Source organism: Glutamicibacter arilaitensis Re117 (genome assembly GCF_000197735.1).
In the GTDB taxonomy this organism is placed as follows: domain Bacteria; phylum Actinomycetota; class Actinomycetes; order Actinomycetales; family Micrococcaceae; genus Glutamicibacter; species Glutamicibacter arilaitensis.
The window spans coordinates 1749548-1770654 of record NC_014550.1 but is presented as its reverse complement, the minus strand read 5'-3'; the positions used below and the strand labels follow the sequence as shown (position 1 = coordinate 1770654).

Below are 21107 nucleotides of genomic sequence, written 5' to 3'. Positions count from 1 at the left end.
CCAGCTAGCCTGGCCGGGACCGGTAGAATTGGAAGTCCAGCCCCTCGCAACGGTACAGCTCATGCGCGGTTGCCATGCGTTTGAGCAACGCTGATCGACAAGGCCATCCCATCGCTTCCCATTCCGCCACCGCCCCTGGAACTGTTTCCTGGGACCACGAAGGAACCAGCACCACGGCCATCTGGATGTCCGCCAATTCCCGCCGGGCACCAGCACAAATCGTAGTGGCCGATGACCGGTTGAGCGCAGATGCGGCCATGCGCCATGCCGCCCGCGGCACGGCCATGCTGTGGACCGGCGACTTCCACAACGCCAAGCAGCTGCTCGCTGCCATGGACCGGCGCATGGCCGCCGCCAACGCGGCCAAGGCAGGCAGCTCGAAGGCCAAGAAGAAGGTCCTGGATGATGCGCAGAAGTTCTACGCCATCCGGCAGGCCCGGGCCCAGCGTTCACGGATGCTGTCGCTGATCCTGGTTCCCTTGGATTTCCAAGCCGAGGACGGCCTGGCAGTCCTGGACTTGCCCCGGGCGCCGATCGTCGGACCGGCGGTTGCATTCGGCTACGAGCAGGCCGCGGACCTGGCCGGCCACCGCGCCGTGGCCAGCTTGCAGGAATTAGCTGGCATGCTCAGCGCCCACCAGTGGTTCCTGAAGGGTGTTGAGGTCCCCGCGCTAGGAGCGAAGATCCATCCGGCCTACGGGACGTTCATGCCCACCCGGCAGGAATATGTGGATCTGGTCGCGGTTGCACCGCTGGAGGATCTCTCGCTGGCTTTCGACATCGGCACCGGAACCGGAGTGCTCTCGGCAGTGCTGGCCCACCGCGGGGTCAAGCAGGTCATCGGGACCGACATCCACCAGCGCGCGGTGGACTGCGCCAACGACAACTTCGCGCGCCTGGGCATCTCCGCTGCCGCCCATGCGCAACTGACCAGCATGTTCCCCGAAGGACGGGCACCGCTGGTTGTGTGCAATCCCCCGTGGCTGCCGGGCAGCGCGCCGAGCACCCTGGACGCGGCGATCTACGATCCGGAGAGCAAGATGCTGATGCAGTTCCTGCGCGGATTGCCCGGCCACCTGACTAAGAACGGCGAAGGATGGCTGATCATCTCGGATCTCGCCGAGCTGCTGGGTCTGCGCACCCGCGCGCTGCTGCTGGAGGCCATCGAGGCGGCAGGCCTGGAAGTCATCGACAAGATCGACACCGCGCCAAGGCACCACCGCGCGCAGGATGCCGAGGACGTGCTGCATGCGGCCCGTTCGAAGGAAGTCACTTCGCTGTGGAGGCTCAAGGCCAAGTAGCCCTGGCAGCGTTCCATGCAGAAGCAGCAAAGGTGCCCGCGTAATTCGCGGGCACCTTTGCTGCTTAAGTTCCGGTGTGCAGGTTGCTACTTGTCCAGGCCGTCGCGAACATCCTTGGCCGCATCCTTGACTGACTCGCCGGCCTGCTTGGCTTTCGCAGCGGCTTGGTCCTTCACGCCTTCAGCCTGCAGGCGCTCATTGTCGGTCGCATCGCCTACGGATTTCTTAACCTTGCCCGAAACTTCTTGCGCCTTGTTCTGGATCTTATCGCCTAGGCCCATTGGAAAATCTCCTTCTGCAGTTGATTCGACAGCGTACCTTTCCCAGCCTAGTGGGCCGCGCAGGTGAATCACCTGTCCTGGGCCTCTGCATTAGCTGGCAGATTCTCCCGGTTCCTCCCCCTCCACGCAATTCGGCGTAGGCTTGCGGGTTCGGCCAACGATCAAACCGTGTCCAGCAATGCGCGCAGCTGTTCCTTGTATTCTTCGTAGGCGGTTCGCCCAGTGCGGGTCAGGGCAATGTAGGTGACCGGGCTCCGCCCCTCCAGGACCTTATCCACTTTCACGTATTCAGCTTCTTCCAGCTTGCGCAAGTGCGTGGCCAGATTTCCCGAGGTCATCGACAGCAGCCCCTGCAGCTTGGGAAACGAGATGCTATCCCCGGCACGCAAGGTGTCCAGGACCGTGATGGTCCTCAGCCGCGCCTGGGCGTGGATAAGCGGGTCAAGCTCCTGCATGCCCACCCCGGATCAACGCTCCCGACACCAGTTCCGGCTTGCTGCCGTGCAGCAGGCCCAGCACGATGAACCCCAAACCGCCAACCGCTCCGGCCAAGAGGTTCAGCGGCGCCGGTGCCGCCAGCGAAAGCAGGGCAATGGCCAGGATCCAAGCCCCGCAGATCAGTTGGGTCCGGTCGTTGAAGAGTACCGATCCGGCAACCACGAGCACGCCGATCACCAGGCACAGGCCGGCGAGGGCAAAAGTCGCCATGCCCATTGAGCTCAGCCCCTCGGCATGCAGCCGCCATCCGAGCAGGGCAGTGATGATCATGCCGAGGCTGAAGGTGTTGCCGTAAATCGCCCCTTGCGCCATCGACGGCCCTCTGGTCCCCGAACCGCGCTTGGCCGAATGCACTGCGGAAATCACGATCGCGATGAGGAATGAGGCAACTGCGGTGCCGATTCCAACCGCCGCTGGCAGCAGCGGCGCGCCTTGCGGCGCGAGTGCGAAGTAGAGGCCGAGGAAGGCAATGATCCAGGCAACGCCCCAGATGGAAAACAGCAGCTGCTGGTTCGGGCTCATGCCCTCGCGGGCTTGCTGTGCGTCCGATTCGATTCCTCGCAGTATGCGGGCCGGGTCGATTTCGTTGCTGTTCCCGTTTTCCATGATGCCCTTCCTCCTTCGGCGATTTCCGCCTCCGAGCCCCAAAGCAGTCCGTGACGAAAACCACTTTGCATTACAAAGTTCAAGATAGCGCGAGAGTCCGCTTCGCGCAAGCGGCGTGTTTTGGCAACTGAGCAGAATTGCGCCCCGCCCATTTCGGACAACGTGAGAAGCCGCAGGCCAAGGGTCCTTCAGGGGCGTTCGCACTTAGCATGGAATCGAAATGGATTTTTTCCTGCAGTGGCTGGTTTGGCGCTTGCCGCTATTTGCGCCCGAGCACGGCCACCAGGAAATCGTCGGCAGGCAAGTGGAAGTTCCAGGTCGAATAGCGCTGCTGCAGTGCCAGCCCGGCCTCCCGTGCGTCGGCCTCGAAGTCATCGAACGCGTAGCCGCGTCCCGAGCCGAATCCGATGATCATGCGCCCGTCTGCCGCCAGCTGCTCGCGCAGCTGCTGCAGTGCCGGCAGGCGTTCGGATTCGGAGAGGAAGGTGACGACATTACCGGCAGAAACGATCAGATCGAATTCCTGCCTTTCCCCCGCTGCGCCAGCGATGGTGAAATCAGCCAGATTGCCGACCTGCCATTGGGCCTTGGGGTAATCCACGCGCGCAACATCGATTAAATGCGGGTCGAGGTCCACTCCAACCACTTGGTGCCCCTGCTCGGAAAGCCAGCCGCCGATGCGCCCGGTCCCGCATCCGGCATCCAGGATCCTGCTGCCTCGGGCAACCATCGCGTCAACGGTGCGAGCTTCCCCGAAAATATCCTGGCCTTCTGCAGCAAGCGTGCGCCAGCGCTGGGCAAAATTCGGCGAGTGGTCCGGGTTCTTGCGAACGGTGGCGAGCCAAAGGTTTTCTTCTGGTGCAGTCATGAATCCAGTTTCGCACTGTCGCTGGCATTCGGCGATTGGCTGGCACCGGCCGGAAAACGAAGAAGACCGCTTCGATCACCCTGAAAAGAGTTCTTGAAGCGGTCTTCGTTTTGGTGGGCCCTACCGGGATCGAACCGATGACATTCACGGTGTAAACGTGACGCTCTACCAGCTGAGCTAAAGGCCCTCCTGCAGCGTGTGAACTTGGAAAGTTTCTTTCCCTCATTCGTCCTCTGCAACAAGTAATAATCTAGTGCATCCCGAACTGACTTGGCAAATTGAAATGGAGGTTTTCACAAAAGAGTGCCGAGCGTCACCAAATGGGCCAATCGGGAAATCAACATTCTGTTCCGCCGCAGGCACAGGAGAGGCTGGTGGCATGAACAAGAGATTCGCAGCTGCCGGCCTTGCCCTATGCCCGCTCATTTCAAGCTGCACCCCTGGGACCATCCCTTCCAAGGCACCAGCCAGGGCCTGCGCCGAAGAACACGAGGCACCAAAATCTTCGGGCCTGGCCGGCAGCCGGAAGCAAAGCAATTCGATGAGCGATCTCACTCACCAAGAAACGGTTGTCGAAGACGGCGTCATCATCATCCGCTGGGCCATGGATGACGGCGGCGCCAAATCGCTCCACTAGGTTGGCAATTTCGGTGCACCCGCCGATGCAGCGTAACCATATACCTGGATTTCCAAGCGCAATGAAAAAGCCACCGATCCAGCCATGATGGCTTCGGGTGAGGACGCCAAGAAGTTCAGCTTCACCGAGGATCAAATATCTCATGAAGCCGGCATCATTGGGCACCGCAGGATTTGTCCGATTGGAAAATAGCCTGCCGGAAACAAAAAATCCCCGATCCGAATGGATCGAGGATTCTTATTTGGTGGGCCCTACCGGGATCGAACCGATGACATTCACGGTGTAAACGTGACGCTCTACCAGCTGAGCTAAAGGCCCTTACCATGTTCACTTTTGCAAGCCAACGAGGAATAACTGTACACAGGTTTTCGCACTCGGGCAAATCGAGGAGTCATTTTTTTGCGTGAGCTGGAGCACAGCATATTTGGGCGCGCTAAACGCCGCGCTCCACAGCCGCCTTGTAGTCATCAATGCTTCTTGGCTGCGTCATCTCGCTGCGGAAAATATCGCGAACTTCACCGTCAACTAGATACAGCGACAATCTGGCAGCGACCCCGCGATCTCGATCAAAGGCGTCGGCTTGCTGCGCCACCGCCCCATGCGGCCAAAAATCAGCCAGCAACTCGAAGTCCAGGCCAAGCGACTGCGCATAGTTGCGCAGGGTGAATTTATGGTCCACCGAAATGGCCACGATGCGTACCTGATGCCGTGCAAAAAATTCGTAGTGCTCTTGGAGTGTTGCCAGTTCCGACCCGCATACCCGCGAAAACGCCCAGGGATAAAAGACAACCAGCACCCGGCCGCTAGACAGCCCGGTACTGGTTATCGTTTCGCCGTACTGATTTTCCAGCGAGAAGTCGAACAGGCGTGAACCTGTTTGGATCATTAGTTCTTCTTACGTGGGGCGAGGCGGATTGCGGACCAATCCTCCGAAACGCCTTCACTAGTAGTTACATGCAGGCCGGCGGTTGGTGCCTCCTGCTGGATAAGTGCTGGGGATACATGTCCCTCGCGACCCTGCTTCGGGGTGAGCAGCCAAATAATGCCGTTCTCGTCCAAGCAGTTCAGCGAGTCCATCAATGCGTCAACTAGATCTCCATCGCCGTCGCGCCACCAGAAAATGACTGCGTCGACAACGTCATGGTCCTCTTCGGTGAGCAGCTCTGAACCAATCAGGTCCTCGATTGAGTCACGCAGATCGTAATCCACGTCATCGTCGTAACCCAGTTCCTGAATAAGGTCTTCATTAGCGAAGCCCAATTTTTTGGCGGGCTCCAAGTTTGCCGATACGGCGTCGCTCACTTCATTCCTCCTGCTGGTGCAAAGCGTTACTACCAACGAAACACGGTTTTGCCGTTCCGTTCAAGCGCTGCAGCGATAACACGCCGAACAAATATAACCCAGATCGACGTGACCCGCACCATACTCACATGAGTGTGTGGGAGATAGACCTACTACAAGGTTGCACAAGTCACTTCAAATGTATGTTTTATGCCTGTTTTTGCTGGAAATCAAGGCACCAAACCGGTGCTTTTAACACTAGAGTTGCATATGAACCGACAGTGCACATCACTCCAGTGTTACTGCACCCGTTGTCCCAATACCGTTGCACCGCAGTGGATAACTGCAAAGCGATGGAGCCGCAATTCAATCAAGGAGCTTCCGTGGCTGTAGAGGAACACATCTCCCAGATCCGTAGCGGGCTGACTTACCAGCTCTCCGATCGGGACCCTGAGGAAACTCAGGAATGGATGGACTCGTTTGACTCGCTCGTAGAGAGCCAGGGCACCGAGCGTGCCCAGTTCATTATCCGCTCGCTGCTGCAGCGCGCAGGTGCCAAGTCCGTGGGCGTGCCACACGTGACCACCACCGATTACGTGAACACCATTCCTGTTGACCAGGAACCAGAATTCCCGGGCGATGAAGCCATCGAGCGCCGCTACCGCGCCTTCATGCGCTGGAATGCAGCCATCATGGTGCACCGCGCTCAGAACCCCGCCATCGGTGTTGGCGGACACATCTCCACCTACGCCGGTGCAGCGACCCTGTATGAAGTAGGTTTCAACCATTTCTTCCGCGGCAAGAACCACCCAGGCGGTGGCGACCAGATCTTCTTCCAGGGCCACGCGTCCCCGGGCATGTACGCCCGCGCGTTCCTCGAAGGCCGCCTGTCCGAAGAGGACATGGACGGATTCCGCCAGGAAAAGTCGAAGGAAGGCCATGCGCTTCCTTCCTACCCGCACCCACGCTCGCTTCCTGACTTCTGGGAATTCCCGACCGTGTCGATGGGCATCGGCCCAGCTAACGCCATCTACCAGGCACAGCTGAACCGCTACCTGCAGAACCGCGGCATCAAGGACACCTCCGACCAGCAGGTCTGGGCCTTCCTGGGCGACGGCGAAATGGACGAGCCAGAGTCGCGCGGCTTCCTGCAGCTTGCTGCCAACGAGAAGCTCGATAACCTGAACTTCGTCATCAACTGCAACCTGCAGCGCCTTGACGGCCCGGTTCGCGGCAATGGCAAGATCATGCAGGAGCTGGAAGCTTTCTTCCGCGGTGCCGGATGGAACGTCATCAAGGTTGCTTGGGGCCGCGAGTGGGATGCCCTGCTCGAAGCCGACAAAACCAACGCCCTGGTTGACGTCATGAACCAGACCCCGGATGGCGATTACCAGACCTACAAGGCCGAGTCCGGCGCGTTCGTTCGCGAGCACTTCTTCGGCCAGCGTCCGGAAACCAAGGAATTGGTTGCCGACATGACCGACGACGAGATCTGGAACCTGAAGCGCGGCGGCCACGATTACCACAAGGTCTACGCAGCCTACAAGGCAGCCGCCGAGTTCAAGGGCAAGCCAACTGTCATCTTGGCCAAGACCGTCAAGGGCTACGGCTTGGGCTCGCACTTCGAGGCTCGCAACGCGACCCACCAGATGAAGAAGCTGACCATGGAAGACTTGAAGAAGTTCCGTGATCACCTGCGCATCCCTATTACCGATGAGCAGCTCGAAGCTGACCTCTACACTCCTCCGTACTACCGCCCAAGCGAGGATTCGGCTGAGTACAAGTACATGATGGAGCGCCGCGCAGCTCTTGGCGGTTCGGTTCCTACCCGCCGCCAGGAAGCTTCCAAGAAGCTGTCCCTGCCAGGCGATAAGACCTACGCGATCGCCAAGCGCGGTTCGGGCAAGCAGCAGGCGGCCACCACCATGGCCTTCGTGCGCCTGCTCAAGGACCTGATGCGCGACAAGGAATTCGGCCACCGCATCGTGCCGATCGTCCCCGACGAATCGCGTACCTTCGGCATGGACTCGTTCTTCCCGACCGCGAAGATCTACAACCCAGGCGGCCAGAACTACCTGTCCGTAGACCGCGACCTGGTTCTGGCCTACAAGGAATCCCCTCAGGGCCAGCTGATCCACCCGGGCATCAACGAGGCCGGCGCCGTCGCAGCATTCACCGCTGCCGGCACCAGCTACTCAACCCACGACGAACCGCTGATCCCGATCTACGTGTTCTACTCGATGTTCGGCTTCCAGCGCACCGGCGACCAGTTCTGGGCTGCCGGCGACCAGATGACCCGTGGCTTCATCATCGGCGCTACCGCCGGCCGCACCACCCTGACCGGTGAAGGCCTGCAGCACGCCGATGGCCACTCGCCAATCCTGGCTTCGACCAACCCGGCAGTGATCACCTACGATCCTGCCTACGGTTACGAAATCGGGCACATCATGCGCTCCGGCCTGGAACGCATGTACGGCGGCAACCACGCCGATCCAAACGTGATGTACTACCTGACCGTGTACAACGAGCCAATCAGCCAGCCAGCTGAGCCGGAGAACGTTGACGTGGAAGGCATCATCAAGGGCATCCACCTGCTCAAGGAAGCTACCACCGACGGCCCGCGCGCACAGCTGCTGGCCTCCGGCGTGGCCGTGCCATGGGCCCTGGAAGCACAGGCCATCTTGGCCGACGAGTGGGGCGTATCGGCCGATGTCTGGTCGGTTACCTCGTGGAACGAACTGGCCCGCGACGGCCAGCGCGCCGACGCCGAGGTGCTGGTGGATCCTTCCAAGGCCCGCCGTACCCCGTACGTGACCAGCAAGCTGGAGTCCACCCCGGGCCCAGTCATCGCGACCACCGACTACATGCGTGCCGTGCCTGAACAGCTGCGCCCATACGTACCAGGTGAATTCCACACCCTCGGTGCTGATGGCTTCGGCTTCTCGGACACCCGTGCGGCAGCCCGTCGCTTCTTCAAGATCGATGCGCACTCGCTGGTAGTACAGACCTTGCAGTCGCTGGTAGAGCGTGGCGAAATCCCTGCGGACACCGCAGTGAAGGCCCACGCCAAGTACGACCTGAACAACCCGAACGCCGGCCAGTCCGGCAACGCTGGCGGAGACGCCTAAGCGAAGCGGGATAAGTCCAGCTGACCAGCTGCCCGCCTGCGAAGCAATTCGCAGGCGGGCAGCTGGCTCTTTTAATCTCACCTCTACCCTCTGCACAGGGCACCGGCAGGGAAAAGAAACTAAGCTGGAAACCATGAGTCCTGAAATGGATGCCGCAGCAGCTCCGAAGAATCGCCCCAGCCAATCCCCGGCCCCCAGCAGTGCAACGCTCAAGCGACTCAAAAACCATATTGGCGTGCTGTCCACCACCGCGCTGAAGTACCTGGACCAGCAATTGCCCTGGTACCGTTCCCTGGCCCCCAATGAGCGCGCGGCCCTGGGCCTGATCGCCCAAAAGGGCATCTCCACGTTCGTCTCCTGGTACGAAGATCCTTCCTCCACCCCCTCCTGGGTGGTCACCGATGTCTTCGGTGCCGCTCCCACCGAGCTGACCCGCTCCATCTCCTTGCAAAAAGCCCTGGGCCTGCTGCGCACCATCGTGGAAGTCGTCGAATCCCAGGTCCCGGATATTGCCCCCGAAGCAGAACAGGCCGCCCTGCGCGAAGCGGTGCTGCGCTATTCACGTGAAGTGGCCTTTGCCGCCGCTGATGTCTACGCCCGCGCCGCTGAAACCCGCGGCGCATGGGACTCTCGCCTCGAAGCCCACGTGGTCGATGCGGTGCTGCATGGCGAAGCCCACGATTCCCTGGCCTCGCGGATTGCCGCGATCGGCTGGAAGTCGCAGAAGAACATCCGCATCCTGGTGGGCACCACCCCGTCCTCCAATGCCGCCACCTTCGTTTCGGCTCTGCGCCGCATGGCCATCCGCTACTCGCGCGATTCCCTGGTGGGGGTGCTCGGCGATCGTTCGGTGCTGATGCTTTCGGATACCAAATTCGATGAAGCCGACCTGAGCCGCCTCACCCGGTTCTTCGGACCCGGACCCGTGGTCTACTCCCCCTTGGCACCCACGGTCAAGGAAATGCATCAGGCAGCTGCCTCGGCAGTGGCAGGATTCAGCGCCGCCAAGGCCTGGCCGCAGGCGCCTAATCCGATCGGCGCCGATGACCTGTGGCCAGAGCGCGCCTGCAATGGCGATGAGCTGGCCCGCACCGCCTTGATCGAGCAGGTCTACCGGCCCTTGCAGCAGGCCTCCAATGGCTTGGCCGAAACTCTTTCCAGCTACCTGGCGCTGGGCCACTCCTTGGAAGGCACCGCACGCGAACTTTTCGTCCACGCCAACACCGTGCGCTACCGGCTCAAGCGGGTCAGCGAGGTCACCGGGTGGGATCCGTTGGTTCCACGCGATGCTTTTGTCCTGCAAACCGCATTGCTCTTTGGACGGCTTCACGAGTCGAACTTGTAGGCTTCAACCAAAGAGCATCAAGCTGCCAGCACGGTTAATTCCGAGTTGATCGCGCATTTCAGCGGAATCCAGCTTCTGGATACGCTAAGCTTTTGTAGAGATCCTACAAACAGTCACCACGAGCTTGGTACTCAAATGAAGAGCCAAAAGCTCCCAATATTTGGAAAGCTGTAAGAGTGTTAGCAATCGTTTGCCCTGGACAGGGCTCCCAGACCCCAGGTTTCCTCACCGAATGGCTCAACGTCGACGGTGTTGCCGAGCATCTGCAGGCGCTCAGCTCGATCACCGAGCGCGACCTCACTGCCCACGGCACCACTTCTGATGAAGAGACCATCAAGGACACCGCCGTCGCCCAGCCGCTGATCGTTGCCGCCGGCCTGATCACGGCCCGTGCACTCTTCGGCCAGCAGCTGCCGGCAAACGTCATCGTGGCCGGACACTCAGTCGGCGAGATCACTGCCTCGGCCTTGGCCGGCGCGCTGGATGAAGCCGACGCGATGAACTTCGTGAAGGTGCGCGCCAATGCGATGGCAGAAGCCGCCGCAGCCACCCCGACCGGCATGGCCGCTGTTCTTGGCGGCGACCCTGAAGAGGTCCTGGCCAAGCTCGAAGAATTGGGCCTGACACCAGCAAACGCCAACGGTGGCGGGCAGACCGTAGCCGCAGGCACCCTTGAGCAGCTTGCTGCCCTGGGCGAGAACCCGCCAGCCAAGGCCCGGGTCATCCCGCTGAAGGTTGCCGGTGCATTCCACACCGCTCACATGCAGCCAGCGGTCGGCACCCTGCAGGAACTTGCCAACACCCTCATCGCCAAGGATCCGGCAGCAACCCTGCTTTCGAACTTCGATGGCCAAGCTGTTGCCAATGGCCAGGCGAACCTCGATTCATTGGTAGCCCAGGTCTCCCGCCCGGTCCGCTGGGACCTGTGCATGGAGTCGTTGGCAGCAGCCGGCGTCACCGGCGTGCTGGAGCTGGCGCCAGCTGGCACCCTCGTAGGCTTGGCCCGCCGTGGCCTGAAGGGCGTAAAGACCCTGGCTGTGAAGTCCCCTGCGGATCTGGAAGCTGCCCAGGCGTTCATCGCCGAGCACACCGCCAGCTAGGCATGCGGGGCCACTGAAAAGATTGTGCACGCCGGGAACGTCATGTTGCGGCTGCCAAGCGCATCTCTGGCCTAAGCTTTAAACCGACGAAACGTGCCGCGCATCGTTGATGCACCACCCAAGTTTCATTAAGCCGGCCGGAGCCGGTTCCTGGAAAACAGGATCCGGTACTGGCCACAAAAATGACCGGAGTCCTCCGGCTAAGAAGAAAAGGAGCCATCCATGGCTAGCAACGAAGAAATCCTGGCGGGCCTCGCCGAAATCGTCAACTCCGAGACCGGCCTGGACGAAGCAGACGTGCAGCTGGACAAGTCCTTCACCGAGGACCTGGACATCGACTCGATCTCGATGATGACCATCGTCGTTGAGGCTGAGGAAAAGTTCGAGGTTAAGATCCCTGACGAAGAGGTCAAGAACCTGAAGACCGTCGGCGACGCCGTCACCTTCATCGCTGGCGCACAGGCCTAAGCTTCCTGGCGTTCATCGCCAGACCGTTGTGCGGGCAAGCCGCGCACACCGGCCGGTACGTCAAGCCGGCCCCCTGAATTTCAAAGCATAGTTCTTATCCGCACAGTAGAGAGTTTGATGATGGCGCGCAAAGTAGTGATCACCGGTCTCGGAGCCACCACCCCAATCGGCGGGGATGTTCCCACCCTGTGGGAAAACGCCCTCAAAGGCGTTTCCGGCGCCGTAACCCTGGAAGACGACTGGGTTAAGGAATACGACCTGCCTGTCACCTTCGCCGCCCGCGCTGCTGTGCAGCCGACCGAGGTTCTCACCCGCCCAGAAACCAAGCGCATGGACCCATCAACCCAGTTCGCTGTGGTTGCTGCCCGTGAAGCCTGGGCCGACTCCGGTCTGGTCAAGGAAGAGATGGACCAGAACAAGCTGGCCGTTGCCTTCGCAACCGGCATCGGTGGCGTTTGGACCCTGCTCAACGCTTGGGACACCCTGCGCGAAAAGGGCCCACGCCGCGTTCTGCCAATGACCGTGCCAATGCTGATGCCTAACGGCCCAGCAGCTGCCGTGTCGCTGGATCTGGGTGCAGCCGGTGGCGCGCACACCCCAGTGTCCGCTTGCGCCTCGGGTACCGAAGCCATGCACGTGGGCCTGGAGCTGATCCGCTCGGGCAAGGCCGATGTAGTGATGGTTGGCGGCGCTGAAGCTGCGATCCACCCAATGCCAATGGCCGCATTCGCATCAATGCACGCTCTCTCGCGCCGCAACGATGATCCAACCAAGGCTTCGCGTCCCTACGACGTGGACCGCGATGGCTTCGTGATGGGCGAAGGCGCTGGGGCACTGGTGCTGGAAGCTGAAGAGCACGCCATTGCCCGTGGCGCTCGCATCTACGCTGAGCTGGCCGGCTCCTCGGTGACCTCCGACGCGCACCACATCACCGCACCGGATCCGGAAGGCACCGGGGCTACCCGTGCCCTGAAGGCCGCGATGTTCGATGGCCGTATCCAGCCAGAGGACGTTGTCCACGTCAACGCGCACGCGACCTCCACTCCGGTTGGCGATAAGCCAGAGTACGCTGCGCTGAAGAACGCCCTGGGTGATCACCTGGATAATGTCTGGGTTTCGGCAACCAAGTCCCAGATGGGCCACCTGCTGGGTGCTTCCGGTGCTGTGGAGTCCGTGCTGTGTGCACTGGCGATCTACAACCGCAAGGCTCCGGTGACCATCAACTTGGACAACCAGGATCCAGAGATCCCGCTGAAGGTCGTCACCGGCGAGCCTGCACAGCTGCCAGCTGAAGGCACCATCGTTGCGCTGAACAACTCCTTCGGTTTCGGCGGCCACAACGCAGTCGTCGCAATCCGCAGCGTCTAGCAATATCCCGGTTGCGTGCAACCAAATAGCCGATGGGCTGGTCCAAGGGATTCCTTGGACCAGCCCATCCTGCTTTAATTCTCTGGCTTCTTCGGCAAAGCGTTGTCTGATCGCACCTGTGCTTGTTACGCTCAAGATCCGCCCACCTGGCGTGGGAACTTGTTACTTCGATCAGTTCAGGAGCCACCCTCGTGCGCACACTCATCGCAACCGCATTTGTCTCGCTCGACGGAGTCGTTGAAGCTCCGGGCGGCGAACCCGAATACCGCAATTCCGGCTGGACCATGAATAGTGTCGAGTTCGATCCAGCCGCATACGAACTGAAGGGCACCGAACAGGCTGAAGCTTCAGCCATGTTGCTGGGCAGGATCAGCTACCAGGCCTTCTCCCCCATCTGGCCATCGATGACCGAGGAATTTCCGCACTATAACGCCATGCCGAAATACGTGCTTTCCACAACGCTGGCCGAGAAGGACCCCGTAGACAACTGGGGCGAGACAACCATCCTGCGTTCGATCTCCGACGTCGCACGCCTCCGCGCGGGCGAGGGTGGACCCATCAGCATCCATGGTTCGGCAACCTTGGTTCGTTCCCTCCAAGAGCACCAGCTTATTGACCGGTACAACCTCCTGGTTTTCCCGGTCCTGCTCGGTGCAGGCAAGCGCTTGTTCAGCCAGGAAAGCATGGACGCGCAAAAGCTCAAGCTCGTGGATTCACAAACATATTCGAATGGTATCCAGAAGAATGTTTTCGACGTCGTCCGGTGACCTCATCGCGGGATGTATTCCTTCGTGATCAGTTCCAGATAATGTCCCGATGGGTCTAGCAAATAGACTCCCCTGCCACCGTGCTCATGATTGATTGCTCCGGGGTGCTGGCGTTGCGGATCGGCCCAATGCTCGTGCTCCGTTGCGCAAATTTTTTGGTAAGCGCGGTCAAAATGCGCTTCGTTGAGCAGGAACGCATAGTGCTGAGGCGGAAAATCAATCGGTGCCGTCGCAAACTGCAGCAACACCCCACCGTCAAGGCTGATGTTGCAGAATGGCCCCCAACTGGGGGCGGGCTTCGCTTCGAGCAAGTCAGTGTAAAACTCTGCCATGCGCTGTGGATCCGTTGAAGCGATAATTGTGTGGTTGAATTGCGCGGTCATCTGTCCCTTTCAAAATATGTCCGAAAATTCTGTAGCTTAAATCTTCCGGTGAAAGGGTGGTCCGCGGATCAGGGAACGACCAGATAGCCGTTCCGGGAATGGCTGCCTAGAGCCTGACTGGTCTTCATCGCCAATGAGTCTAGCATCCTGAGCGCGCGCCTGACTATGTCTTCAGGGTAAAACCAAGAAGTGGGATCCCAATATGGAATCCCACTTCTCGTGGTAACAACCCCGCACCACCGGGGTCTATCTGAGTGCAGTTGTAAACTCACCCAGAGACATTAAAACCAGTTGCTAAACCACCTGGTTGAGCCATCGTACAGGTGCTTCATCGCCTGAATGGCGGAAAGGCTCGAGTTCCTCGTCCCAGGCTTCGCCCAATGCGATGGACATTTCTTGATAGAAAATTGACGGGTTTCCATCGCCCTTTTCATAGGCCCAGCGGATTCTTTCTTCGCCGACCATGATGTTGCCAGCAACATCAACGGTCGCGTGGAAGATCCCCAAGTCTGGAGTTACGGACCAACGGCTGCCGTCGGCGCCAGGGCTTGGATCCTCTGTGATTTCGAAACGCAGATGCTGCCATCCATGCATTTCACTGGTGAGCAGTGCGCCAGTTCCCTGAGGGCCAACCCACTCAATTTCGGCGCGACAAAATCCGGGTGCGACGTGCTGTTCGGTCCAGTCCATCTTGACTGGAGTTCCGAGCACGGCCCCAATTGCCCACTCCAGGTGCGGGCATAGTGCAGCAGGGGCGGAATGTACAAATATCACGCCTCTGGTCATCGGTGTAGACATGCCATCCTCCGTTGCGGTGTTGATCGTCTTCCCCTACGTCAACATCGAACTGGTGCTATCGCCGCCGATAGTTCTATTTTGCCCGATGAACAGCACTTTTCGCTACCCAGGCGGGCTAAATTCACAGATTGGACGAAAATCTTCAGGCCCGAGGGTGTGCTTGGCGGTAACTTTGCCGCAATCGATCCACGGAAACATGCGTATAGAGCTGGGTAGTGGCAAGCGATGCGTGCCCGAGGAACTCCTGCACCGCACGCAGGTCAGCGCCTCCATCGAGCAAATGGGTGGCGACTGTATGGCGTAAGGCGTGTGGCCCGCTGGCGGAGGTGTCGCCAAGTGAGCGCAGGGCGCTGGCAATGACTTCACGCGCCTGTCGAACATTTAGCCTGGAACCGCGAACTCCGACCAGCAAGGCGTCCTCCGCCTGCTCTGCGGCCACGACTCGTCGGTAGGAGCGTATCCATTCAATAATCACCCGCTCGGCAGGTTTGCCGAAGGGCACCATCCGCTCCTTGTTGCCTTTGCCAAGGACCCTCAACGTCCTTCGCTCGAAATCGATGTCTGAGATATCCAAGGCAACCAGCTCACTGATACGCAGTCCCGAAGCGTAGAGCAATTCTGCAATGACCCTGTCTCGACACTGGATCGCCCTGGCTTTGGGATCCTGGTCGGTTCCATCGCCTTTCTGCCTGGCTGCCTCGTTTTCTTCTGTAAGACCAGCATGTTCCGACAGGAGCCTGTCAATCTGGCTGGGCTGAAGTATGTGCGGCAGCCGCCGCTCTTTTTTCGGTGCTGCCAATCGCAAGGCCGGATCATTCTCAACCAGGTGGTTCTTCAATGCCCAAGCGAAGAAGTTTTTCACCGCGGAGATGCGGCGGGCCAATGTTGTCCGAGAAACTTCGGACTCATGCAGGTATGCCAGCCAGTCTCGAAGCATTTGGACAGAAATCTGCTTCAATGCCGGATCCCCGGCGTGTTCGTTGAGGAACTGTCCGAGGTTTCGGAGATCTACGTCGTAGGCGCGCAGGGTATTTTCGCTGCGGCCGCGTTCGCGCTGCAGGTACTCCAAATAGTCGGCCACGGGTTCGGAGAATTTTGCCGACGGGCCGGTGGAATGCTTCGAGACCGGATCGTGCTTCATCACCACCGAGCTTACCCGAAGGCAGCTAGTTGCCCTGGTAGACCAGTTTCCACGATAGGCCATCGGTGCTGGCCAGCCCGAGTGCCTCCAGGCGGGCTACCGCCTGCAGCGTTTGAATCATCGGCACACCACTGCGCGCTGAAATTTCATCAACCAGCAGCGACTTGGAAAACGACATGACGTCGTAGACCATGCCTTCATCGCGGCCCAGCTGATCTGTTGGTCTCCGGGGCACCTGATCCACGCGTGAAGCCTGGGTGCTGCGGTCGGCGCCGACGAGAGCGAGGGCATCTTGCGGTGAAGCAAGCAGCGCGGCGCTTCCCTCGGCGATCAGCCGGTGGCAGCCGGCGGAATTCGGAGCGAACACGCTTCCGGGGACGGCTGCGACTTCGCGACCTAGCTCAACCGCATGGCTGGCTGTATTCAGCGCTCCAGAGCGGTGTCGTGCCTCCGTGACGATAACCAGCCTGCTCAAGGCGGCAATGATCCGGTTGCGGTTTAAAAATCGAAAACGAGCTGATGTGGTCCCCGGCGGGACTTCCGACAGCAGGACGCCCCGCGCGACAATTTGGTTGAGCAAGTTGCTATTGCCTGATGGATAGAGCCGATCGATACCGCCGGCCATCACGGTAATGGTCGGCGGGTTCGAGTAGGCCCAGTCTTCAACTGTCAGAGCTGCCCGGTGGGCGCTGGCATCGATGCCGTAGGCTCCCCCGGAGACGATGGTGTACCCATGCGTGGCAAGGGCCCTGCCAAGGTCGAAGGTCACTTGGTCGCCATAGTCACTGGCATCACGAGAGCCGACGATCGCTACATTCTTCGCTACCTGCGCTCCGGCAAGGAGCTGGGGATCGCTGGCCCGCCACCATAGACACAGGGGCCGTCCCAGGTTGAGGTCGTCAAGCTGAATTGGCCACATTGTGTCCGTTGGGATCAGCAGCCCTCCATTATGCCGGGCCGCGGTATCCAATGCGGCCACGGGGTTGCTCAGCGGCAGCCTCTTGCGCCAACGAGTCAGTGCGGATTTCAGGTCCTGCGCCATATTCGAGGTGGTCTTCACCCCGAGGATGTCGTCAACCTGGGGCTTGAGCCCCCATGGCACGAAGTCTGCTCTTCGAATCAGTGCAAGCAGTTCCTGGGGGCTCATGAGTTCCAGCAGGGCACTCGCGGTGTAGTCGTTGGGCTCAATCAGCTGGTTCAAGTGCGCATATGTCAGCCGTTCCTGATTCGTGCGATCGCCCACTGGAACAGGATTTAAATTGATGGACATTCGATGGCCTAACTATTCTCAAGACTTTGGCGCAGATGCGCTGCAACGGCCAAGTCGTCCTCGGTGGGAGCTGTGTGCTGTTGTTGGTCGGCGACTGTCCAGGCCACCCGCAGCAGACGGTGGATACCGCGGGCCGAAAGCCCGCGGCGAGCAGCAAGTTGTTCCAAAGCGGCCTTGGTTTTTGCCGGGTATCTCAGGTCATGACGCAGTATTTGCGTTGGAATTTGGGCATTGCAGCTAATGGAGAAGGGGCGAAGCCGCTCCTGACTGCGTTCCCTTGTTGTGCGGACTCGTTCTCGAACTATGGCGCTGGATTCATTCTGCGCGGTACTCAACAGCTGCGATTGGTGTACCGGATTCACTCGAACTTGCAGGTCAACGCGATCCAGAATGGGCCCGGATAGCCTGGCGAAGTAGCGCCGGCGGGCCATGGGCGTGCACGTGCAGCCGGTTCCCGTCCCGAAATTCCTCCCGCAAGGGCAGGGGTTGGATGCGAGGATGAGCTGGAATCGGGCGGGCAATCGCTGATGGCTTCTGGCCCGGGCCAGGTTTATATAGCCTTCCTCGATGGGTTGGCGAAGGGCGTCAAGTACGCCGGTATTAAACTGGGCGGCTTCGTCCAAAAACAGGATCCCGTGATGGGCCCGCGTTATCGCCCCGGGGATCAGCTGCGCAGTTCCACCGCCAATCAGCGCCGACAACGAAGAGGTGTGGTGTGGTGCGACGAAGGGCGGGGTGCGCTGCAGCTGGTTGACCTCGTGCATTGCACCGCTGGTAATGGAATGCACTGCCGTGGCCTCAAGGGCCTGGCTGTCATCCAGCGGGGGAATGATCGTGGGCAGGCATTTGGCCAGCATGGTTTTCCCGGCGCCTGCCGGACCGACCATGATCAGGTGGTGTCCCCCGGCAGCTGCGAGCTCCAGAGCCAGGCGCGCTTCCTGCTGGCCGTTGACCAGCTGCAAGTCTGCCTCGTCATGGCTGGTGCTGGCCAGAGTGGATTGCGCAGGGGCGACGGCAGGGCCCGGGTGGTGCAAATGCATAGTGATCAGTTCCTTCTGCGCGCCACAGAATTCCAGCACTTGCCCCAGATGCCGGGCGGACTTCACCTCGATTCCCTCAACCAGCCGTGCCTCATTGCCATTGGCTTCAGCCACAATGACACGATCTAATCCATGTTCCTTGGCCAGTTGAACTGCGGGCAGAACACCGGGAACGGCACGCAAAGTGCCATCCAGTCCAAGCTCGGCCAGGTACAGCGTGGAGGGGCTGGCGAGCAACTGGTGATCGGCAGCCAGCGCGGCGACAAGAATTGCCAGATCAAAGCCGGAACCGTATTTGGGCAGGGTCGCCGGGGACAGATTAACCGTCAGTTTGCGGTTGGCCAGCGGAATGCCGGTGTTCCGCGCCGCCGCCTTGATACGTTCCCGTGCCTCATTCAGCGAGGCATCAGGCAGGCCCAGAATGGTGAAGCCGGGGATGCCGTTTCCGAGATCGGCTTCTACTTCTACCAGCGAGGCGCTGACCCCATGCAGCGCAACCGCGCTGGTGCGCGCGGTGCTCATGAGCGCACGTCTTGGTGCAACTGGCATTCGAACCCGCCAGCGGTGGGATAGACCTCAACGACGTCCACGCGCAACTGGGGCATGAACATCCGGTGCGCCTGCGCCCAGAAGATCAGCAGCTTCTGCAGCCGATGGTACTTGGCGGCATTGATCGCATCGAAGCCGGTGCCAAAACGCTGGGAGCTGCGGGTCTTGACTTCGATGGCGACCAGCTGGCCGTTGCCGGCCCGCGCCACCAAGTCAAGTTCCCCTGCCTGGCAACGCCAATTGCGATCGAGCACTTCATAGTTGTTTTCACGAAGAAAGCGGGCAGCGGCCAGTTCGCCGGCCGCTCCGAGGCGTTGACTTGCGGTACGCATGTGGCTCTCCTTGTTATGCAATCTGATCGATACTTCAATCCTCGAAGCGATGATCGAGAGCAGCCGGGATCCAATCGCCGTCTGTGGATAACTGCAATTAGCAATATCGGGATAAACTCCTGAAATCTCCTCGTAAAAACCGCGAGAAATATTGCTCAAAAGGGCTCTTCAAGTTTTAGCGTGGTGAGCCCGAAAAATAAGTAAGGCCCGCAGTCCTCTGCGAAAATGGATGTTGTCTAGACAAACCATCAGCAAGGAACTACGAGCCGTGTTTAAGGATACCGGTGGAAACGACGCTGCGTCGATTCTTCTCAACCTCACTGACTACCGCGTCATCGACGCAACCCAAGAACCAGCCGGACGACAAGTCCTTATCGAGCCCAAAGCCACAGAGGCAGCCTGTCCAACTTGTGGGGTGATCACCACCCGCATCCACGCCAGACCAGTGCACCGGGTCAAAGACCTCCCAACCGGTGGCAACGACATTAAGGTCCTGGTGCGCAAACGCCGGATGGCCTGCCAAGAGACCGCCTGCGAACGCCGCTCGTTCGTGCAAACCACCGAACAGCTACCGTTGAGGGCCAGAATCACTACCAGGCTCTCTCAAAAGCTCGTGGACGAGATGAGCTGCGAACTGCGAGCCGTGTCCAGGGTCGCTTCTGCGTACCAAGTTTCCTGGCCAACCGTGATGGCAAGAGCGAACATGGTCGGTGAGCTTGTAGGCAACGTGGACCGCATGTTCATCCGCCGCCTCGGTATTGATGAGCACCGTTTTCGTAAGGTCCGCTACGCACGCGGCCGCACCGGGAAAGTGGTCCGTATTGAGCCGTGGTCTATTGTCTTCACCGACCTGGATACCGGAAAAATTCTAGATATTGTGGACGGACGACGCTGTGCAGCGGTGAAGAAGTGGTTGAAGTCCCGGCCACGGTACTGGCGTCAACGAGTACAGTACGTGGCCATTGACATGTCTGCTGAGTTCCGCAAAGCGGTGCGGGAGAACCTGCCGAAAGCAAAGATCAGCGTGGACCATTTTCATGTCATTCAGCGGGCGAATCTCATGATTACTCAGGTGCGCCGGCGTCGCTCCCACGAGGTGCTCCAGCGCCGAGGAAGGGCCGCTGATCCGGCCTACAAGTATCGGAAACTGTTGACCTGCAATTTGGAGAACTTGTCGATTAGGCAAGTTGAGCGGCTGAAGTTGATCCTTGAAGCAGATCCTGAGCTGGGCGTGATTTATGGGATTAAGGAACACGTGCGGGAGCTGTTGAAAACCAGGGATATCCATGATTTTCAATCGAGGTGGGCGGTGCTGGAGAAATCGGTGAAGACAACGAAAATGGTGGAAGCGAAGTCGTTGTTCCGGACGCTGACTGCGTGGCGTCGGGAGTTGCTGGTGTTCATTCGTACGCGGTTGACGAATGCTCGGAGCGAGGCGGCGAACCTGACGGCGAAGAACTTGAAACGGATCGGTCGGGGTTATCGGAATCATGGTCATTACCGGGTCAGGATATTGTTATACACGGCGGGGCTACGGCCGTGCTGAGCATCCTGCACCACGCTTAAACTCGAAGAGCCCTCAAAAGTTGTTGGATTCGGCAAGCAAATGCATGGTGCCAGACAGTTATTTCTGGGTAGATTCACGTAGACGGGATTTCTCCCAGCGGCCAATGGGCGAGGTTATTGCCTTGGTGGGCGTTGCACTCGAATTATGGATGAATTGCAAAGATCTAATAACGTTTGCATAACATCTGGTTTGTAGCGTAATTCCGGGGCAGAATAGGTCGCGGAAGGGGGTTCAGACCTCGAAATACAAAGAGTTGGCCCCGCCCAGAGGCGCATTTTTGCTAGGGTGGGCAATCGGTGACGACGCGTCCGACACGATCACCGATAACACTCGAACCAGGACCTGCGCGGTCCGGAATGCTTTTCCTCGGACGGCGCGA

21 protein-coding genes and 2 tRNA genes are annotated in these 21107 nt (G+C 59.7%); 9 read left to right on the top strand and 14 right to left on the bottom strand.

Annotated elements, in window-relative coordinates; all coding sequences use genetic code 11:
• Positions 1-74: 74 nt before the first annotated feature.
• Complete coding sequence (locus AARI_RS08490; protein ID WP_013348894.1) at positions 75-1301, top strand: methyltransferase; 1227 nt, start codon at positions 75-77, stop codon at positions 1299-1301.
• Positions 1302-1387: 86 nt separating this feature from the next.
• On the opposite strand, the gene AARI_RS08485 is transcribed toward AARI_RS08490, so the two are convergent.
• The 5 genes from AARI_RS08485 to AARI_RS08465 form a co-directional block, all read right to left on the bottom strand.
• On the bottom strand, positions 1388-1582 hold the full coding sequence (locus AARI_RS08485) for a CsbD family protein (protein WP_013348893.1): 195 nt from the start codon (positions 1580-1582) through the stop codon (positions 1388-1390).
• Between the two features lie 161 nt (positions 1583-1743).
• A complete protein-coding gene (locus AARI_RS08480; RefSeq protein ID WP_013348892.1) occupies positions 1744-2037 on the bottom strand; it encodes a transcriptional regulator in 294 nt (97 codons plus the stop codon).
• On the bottom strand, positions 2024-2686 hold the full coding sequence (locus tag AARI_RS08475) for a hypothetical protein (RefSeq protein ID WP_013348891.1): 663 nt from the start codon (positions 2684-2686) through the stop codon (positions 2024-2026). The genes AARI_RS08480 and AARI_RS08475 overlap by 14 nt, the downstream gene beginning before the upstream one ends.
• Before the next feature lie 259 nt (positions 2687-2945).
• On the bottom strand, positions 2946-3554 hold the full coding sequence (locus tag AARI_RS08470) for a class I SAM-dependent methyltransferase (RefSeq protein ID WP_013348890.1): 609 nt from the start codon (positions 3552-3554) through the stop codon (positions 2946-2948).
• A 111-nt stretch (positions 3555-3665) separates the two neighbouring features.
• Positions 3666-3741 (bottom strand) — tRNA-Val (locus tag AARI_RS08465).
• Positions 3742-3933: 192 nt separating this feature from the next.
• On the opposite strand from AARI_RS08465, the gene AARI_RS08460 reads away from it, so the two are divergent.
• Entirely contained in the window at positions 3934-4191 is a 258-nt protein-coding gene (locus tag AARI_RS08460; protein WP_013348889.1) for a hypothetical protein, read from the top strand.
• A 242-nt stretch (positions 4192-4433) separates the two neighbouring features.
• On the opposite strand, the gene AARI_RS08455 is transcribed toward AARI_RS08460, so the two are convergent.
• From AARI_RS08455 to AARI_RS08445, 3 genes are all read right to left on the bottom strand, one after another.
• Positions 4434-4509, bottom strand: a tRNA-Val gene (locus AARI_RS08455).
• A 115-nt stretch (positions 4510-4624) separates the two neighbouring features.
• Positions 4625-5077: a redoxin domain-containing protein gene (locus AARI_RS08450; RefSeq protein WP_013348888.1), complete on the bottom strand. Its 453-nt coding sequence runs from the start codon at positions 5075-5077 to the stop codon at positions 4625-4627.
• A complete protein-coding gene (locus tag AARI_RS08445; protein ID WP_013348887.1) occupies positions 5077-5493 on the bottom strand; it encodes a DUF3052 domain-containing protein in 417 nt (138 codons plus the stop codon). The genes AARI_RS08450 and AARI_RS08445 overlap by 1 nt, the downstream gene beginning before the upstream one ends.
• Positions 5494-5825: 332 nt before the next feature.
• On the opposite strand from AARI_RS08445, the gene aceE reads away from it, so the two are divergent.
• The 6 genes from aceE to AARI_RS08415 all read left to right on the top strand — a co-directional run bounded on the left by aceE (position 5826) and on the right by AARI_RS08415 (position 13648).
• A complete protein-coding gene (gene aceE, locus AARI_RS08440) occupies positions 5826-8600 on the top strand; it encodes a pyruvate dehydrogenase (acetyl-transferring), homodimeric type (protein ID WP_013348886.1) in 2775 nt (924 codons plus the stop codon).
• Between the two features lie 133 nt (positions 8601-8733).
• Complete coding sequence (locus AARI_RS08435) at positions 8734-9945, top strand: PucR family transcriptional regulator (RefSeq protein ID WP_013348885.1); 1212 nt, start codon at positions 8734-8736, stop codon at positions 9943-9945.
• A gap of 176 nt (positions 9946-10121) precedes the next feature.
• Positions 10122-11045, top strand: a complete 924-nt coding sequence (locus AARI_RS08430; protein WP_013348884.1) for an ACP S-malonyltransferase — start codon at positions 10122-10124, stop codon at positions 11043-11045.
• 222 nt (positions 11046-11267) lie between these two features.
• Positions 11268-11513 (top strand): acyl carrier protein, encoded by a 246-nt coding sequence (locus tag AARI_RS08425; RefSeq protein ID WP_013348883.1) that lies wholly within the window; start codon positions 11268-11270, stop codon positions 11511-11513.
• Between the two features lie 120 nt (positions 11514-11633).
• Positions 11634-12881: a beta-ketoacyl-ACP synthase II gene (gene fabF, locus AARI_RS08420; RefSeq protein ID WP_013348882.1), complete on the top strand. Its 1248-nt coding sequence runs from the start codon at positions 11634-11636 to the stop codon at positions 12879-12881.
• A 191-nt stretch (positions 12882-13072) separates the two neighbouring features.
• Positions 13073-13648: a dihydrofolate reductase family protein gene (locus AARI_RS08415; protein WP_013348881.1), complete on the top strand. Its 576-nt coding sequence runs from the start codon at positions 13073-13075 to the stop codon at positions 13646-13648.
• A 2-nt stretch (positions 13649-13650) separates the two neighbouring features.
• On the opposite strand, the gene AARI_RS08410 is transcribed toward AARI_RS08415, so the two are convergent.
• The 6 genes from AARI_RS08410 to AARI_RS08385 all read right to left on the bottom strand — a co-directional run bounded on the left by AARI_RS08410 (position 13651) and on the right by AARI_RS08385 (position 19161).
• A complete protein-coding gene (locus AARI_RS08410) occupies positions 13651-14031 on the bottom strand; it encodes a VOC family protein (protein ID WP_013348880.1) in 381 nt (126 codons plus the stop codon).
• Positions 14032-14325: 294 nt separating this feature from the next.
• Positions 14326-14829 (bottom strand): DUF3145 domain-containing protein, encoded by a 504-nt coding sequence (locus AARI_RS08405; protein ID WP_013348879.1) that lies wholly within the window; start codon positions 14827-14829, stop codon positions 14326-14328.
• A gap of 142 nt (positions 14830-14971) precedes the next feature.
• On the bottom strand, positions 14972-15970 hold the full coding sequence (locus AARI_RS08400; RefSeq protein WP_102597714.1) for a tyrosine recombinase XerC: 999 nt from the start codon (positions 15968-15970) through the stop codon (positions 14972-14974).
• Between the two features lie 25 nt (positions 15971-15995).
• Positions 15996-17240: a DNA-processing protein DprA gene (gene dprA, locus AARI_RS08395; protein WP_013348877.1), complete on the bottom strand. Its 1245-nt coding sequence runs from the start codon at positions 17238-17240 to the stop codon at positions 15996-15998.
• 8 nt (positions 17241-17248) lie between these two features.
• The gene (locus tag AARI_RS08390) at positions 17249-18802 is read right to left on the bottom strand and encodes a YifB family Mg chelatase-like AAA ATPase (RefSeq protein ID WP_013348876.1); all 1554 of its coding nucleotides are present in this window, start codon (positions 18800-18802) and stop codon (positions 17249-17251) included.
• Entirely contained in the window at positions 18799-19161 is a 363-nt protein-coding gene (locus AARI_RS08385; protein WP_013348875.1) for a YraN family protein, read from the bottom strand. The genes AARI_RS08390 and AARI_RS08385 overlap by 4 nt, the downstream gene beginning before the upstream one ends.
• Before the next feature lie 268 nt (positions 19162-19429).
• Here AARI_RS08385 and AARI_RS08380 point away from each other — a divergent pair, with 268 nt between their 5' ends.
• A complete protein-coding gene (locus tag AARI_RS08380; RefSeq protein WP_013347743.1) occupies positions 19430-20707 on the top strand; it encodes an ISL3-like element ISAar13 family transposase in 1278 nt (425 codons plus the stop codon).
• Positions 20708-21107 lie beyond the last annotated feature (400 nt).

Bases quoted from the DNA above. Each gene is read 5' to 3' on its own strand.
- AARI_RS08490 (WP_013348894.1), top strand. From the start codon at position 75: ATGCGTTTGAGCAACGCTGATCGACAAGGCCATCCCATCGCTTCCCAT.
- AARI_RS08485 (WP_013348893.1), bottom strand. From the start codon at position 1,582: ATGGGCCTAGGCGATAAGATCCAGAACAAGGCGCAAGAAGTTTCGGGC.
- AARI_RS08480 (WP_013348892.1), bottom strand. From the start codon at position 2,037: ATGCAGGAGCTTGACCCGCTTATCCACGCCCAGGCGCGGCTGAGGACC.
- AARI_RS08475 (WP_013348891.1), bottom strand. From the start codon at position 2,686: ATGGAAAACGGGAACAGCAACGAAATCGACCCGGCCCGCATACTGCGA.
- AARI_RS08470 (WP_013348890.1), bottom strand. From the start codon at position 3,554: ATGACTGCACCAGAAGAAAACCTTTGGCTCGCCACCGTTCGCAAGAAC.
- AARI_RS08460 (WP_013348889.1), top strand. From the start codon at position 3,934: ATGAACAAGAGATTCGCAGCTGCCGGCCTTGCCCTATGCCCGCTCATT.
- AARI_RS08450 (WP_013348888.1), bottom strand. From the start codon at position 5,077: ATGATCCAAACAGGTTCACGCCTGTTCGACTTCTCGCTGGAAAATCAG.
- aceE (WP_013348886.1), top strand. From the start codon at position 5,826: ATGGAGCCGCAATTCAATCAAGGAGCTTCCGTGGCTGTAGAGGAACAC.
- AARI_RS08435 (WP_013348885.1), top strand. From the start codon at position 8,734: ATGAGTCCTGAAATGGATGCCGCAGCAGCTCCGAAGAATCGCCCCAGC.
- AARI_RS08425 (WP_013348883.1), top strand. From the start codon at position 11,268: ATGGCTAGCAACGAAGAAATCCTGGCGGGCCTCGCCGAAATCGTCAAC.
- fabF (WP_013348882.1), top strand. From the start codon at position 11,634: ATGGCGCGCAAAGTAGTGATCACCGGTCTCGGAGCCACCACCCCAATC.
- AARI_RS08410 (WP_013348880.1), bottom strand. From the start codon at position 14,031: ATGACCGCGCAATTCAACCACACAATTATCGCTTCAACGGATCCACAG.
- AARI_RS08405 (WP_013348879.1), bottom strand. From the start codon at position 14,829: ATGTCTACACCGATGACCAGAGGCGTGATATTTGTACATTCCGCCCCT.
- AARI_RS08400 (WP_102597714.1), bottom strand. From the start codon at position 15,970: ATGAAGCACGATCCGGTCTCGAAGCATTCCACCGGCCCGTCGGCAAAA.
- dprA (WP_013348877.1), bottom strand. From the start codon at position 17,240: ATGTCCATCAATTTAAATCCTGTTCCAGTGGGCGATCGCACGAATCAG.
- AARI_RS08390 (WP_013348876.1), bottom strand. From the start codon at position 18,802: ATGAGCACCGCGCGCACCAGCGCGGTTGCGCTGCATGGGGTCAGCGCC.
- AARI_RS08385 (WP_013348875.1), bottom strand. From the start codon at position 19,161: ATGCGTACCGCAAGTCAACGCCTCGGAGCGGCCGGCGAACTGGCCGCT.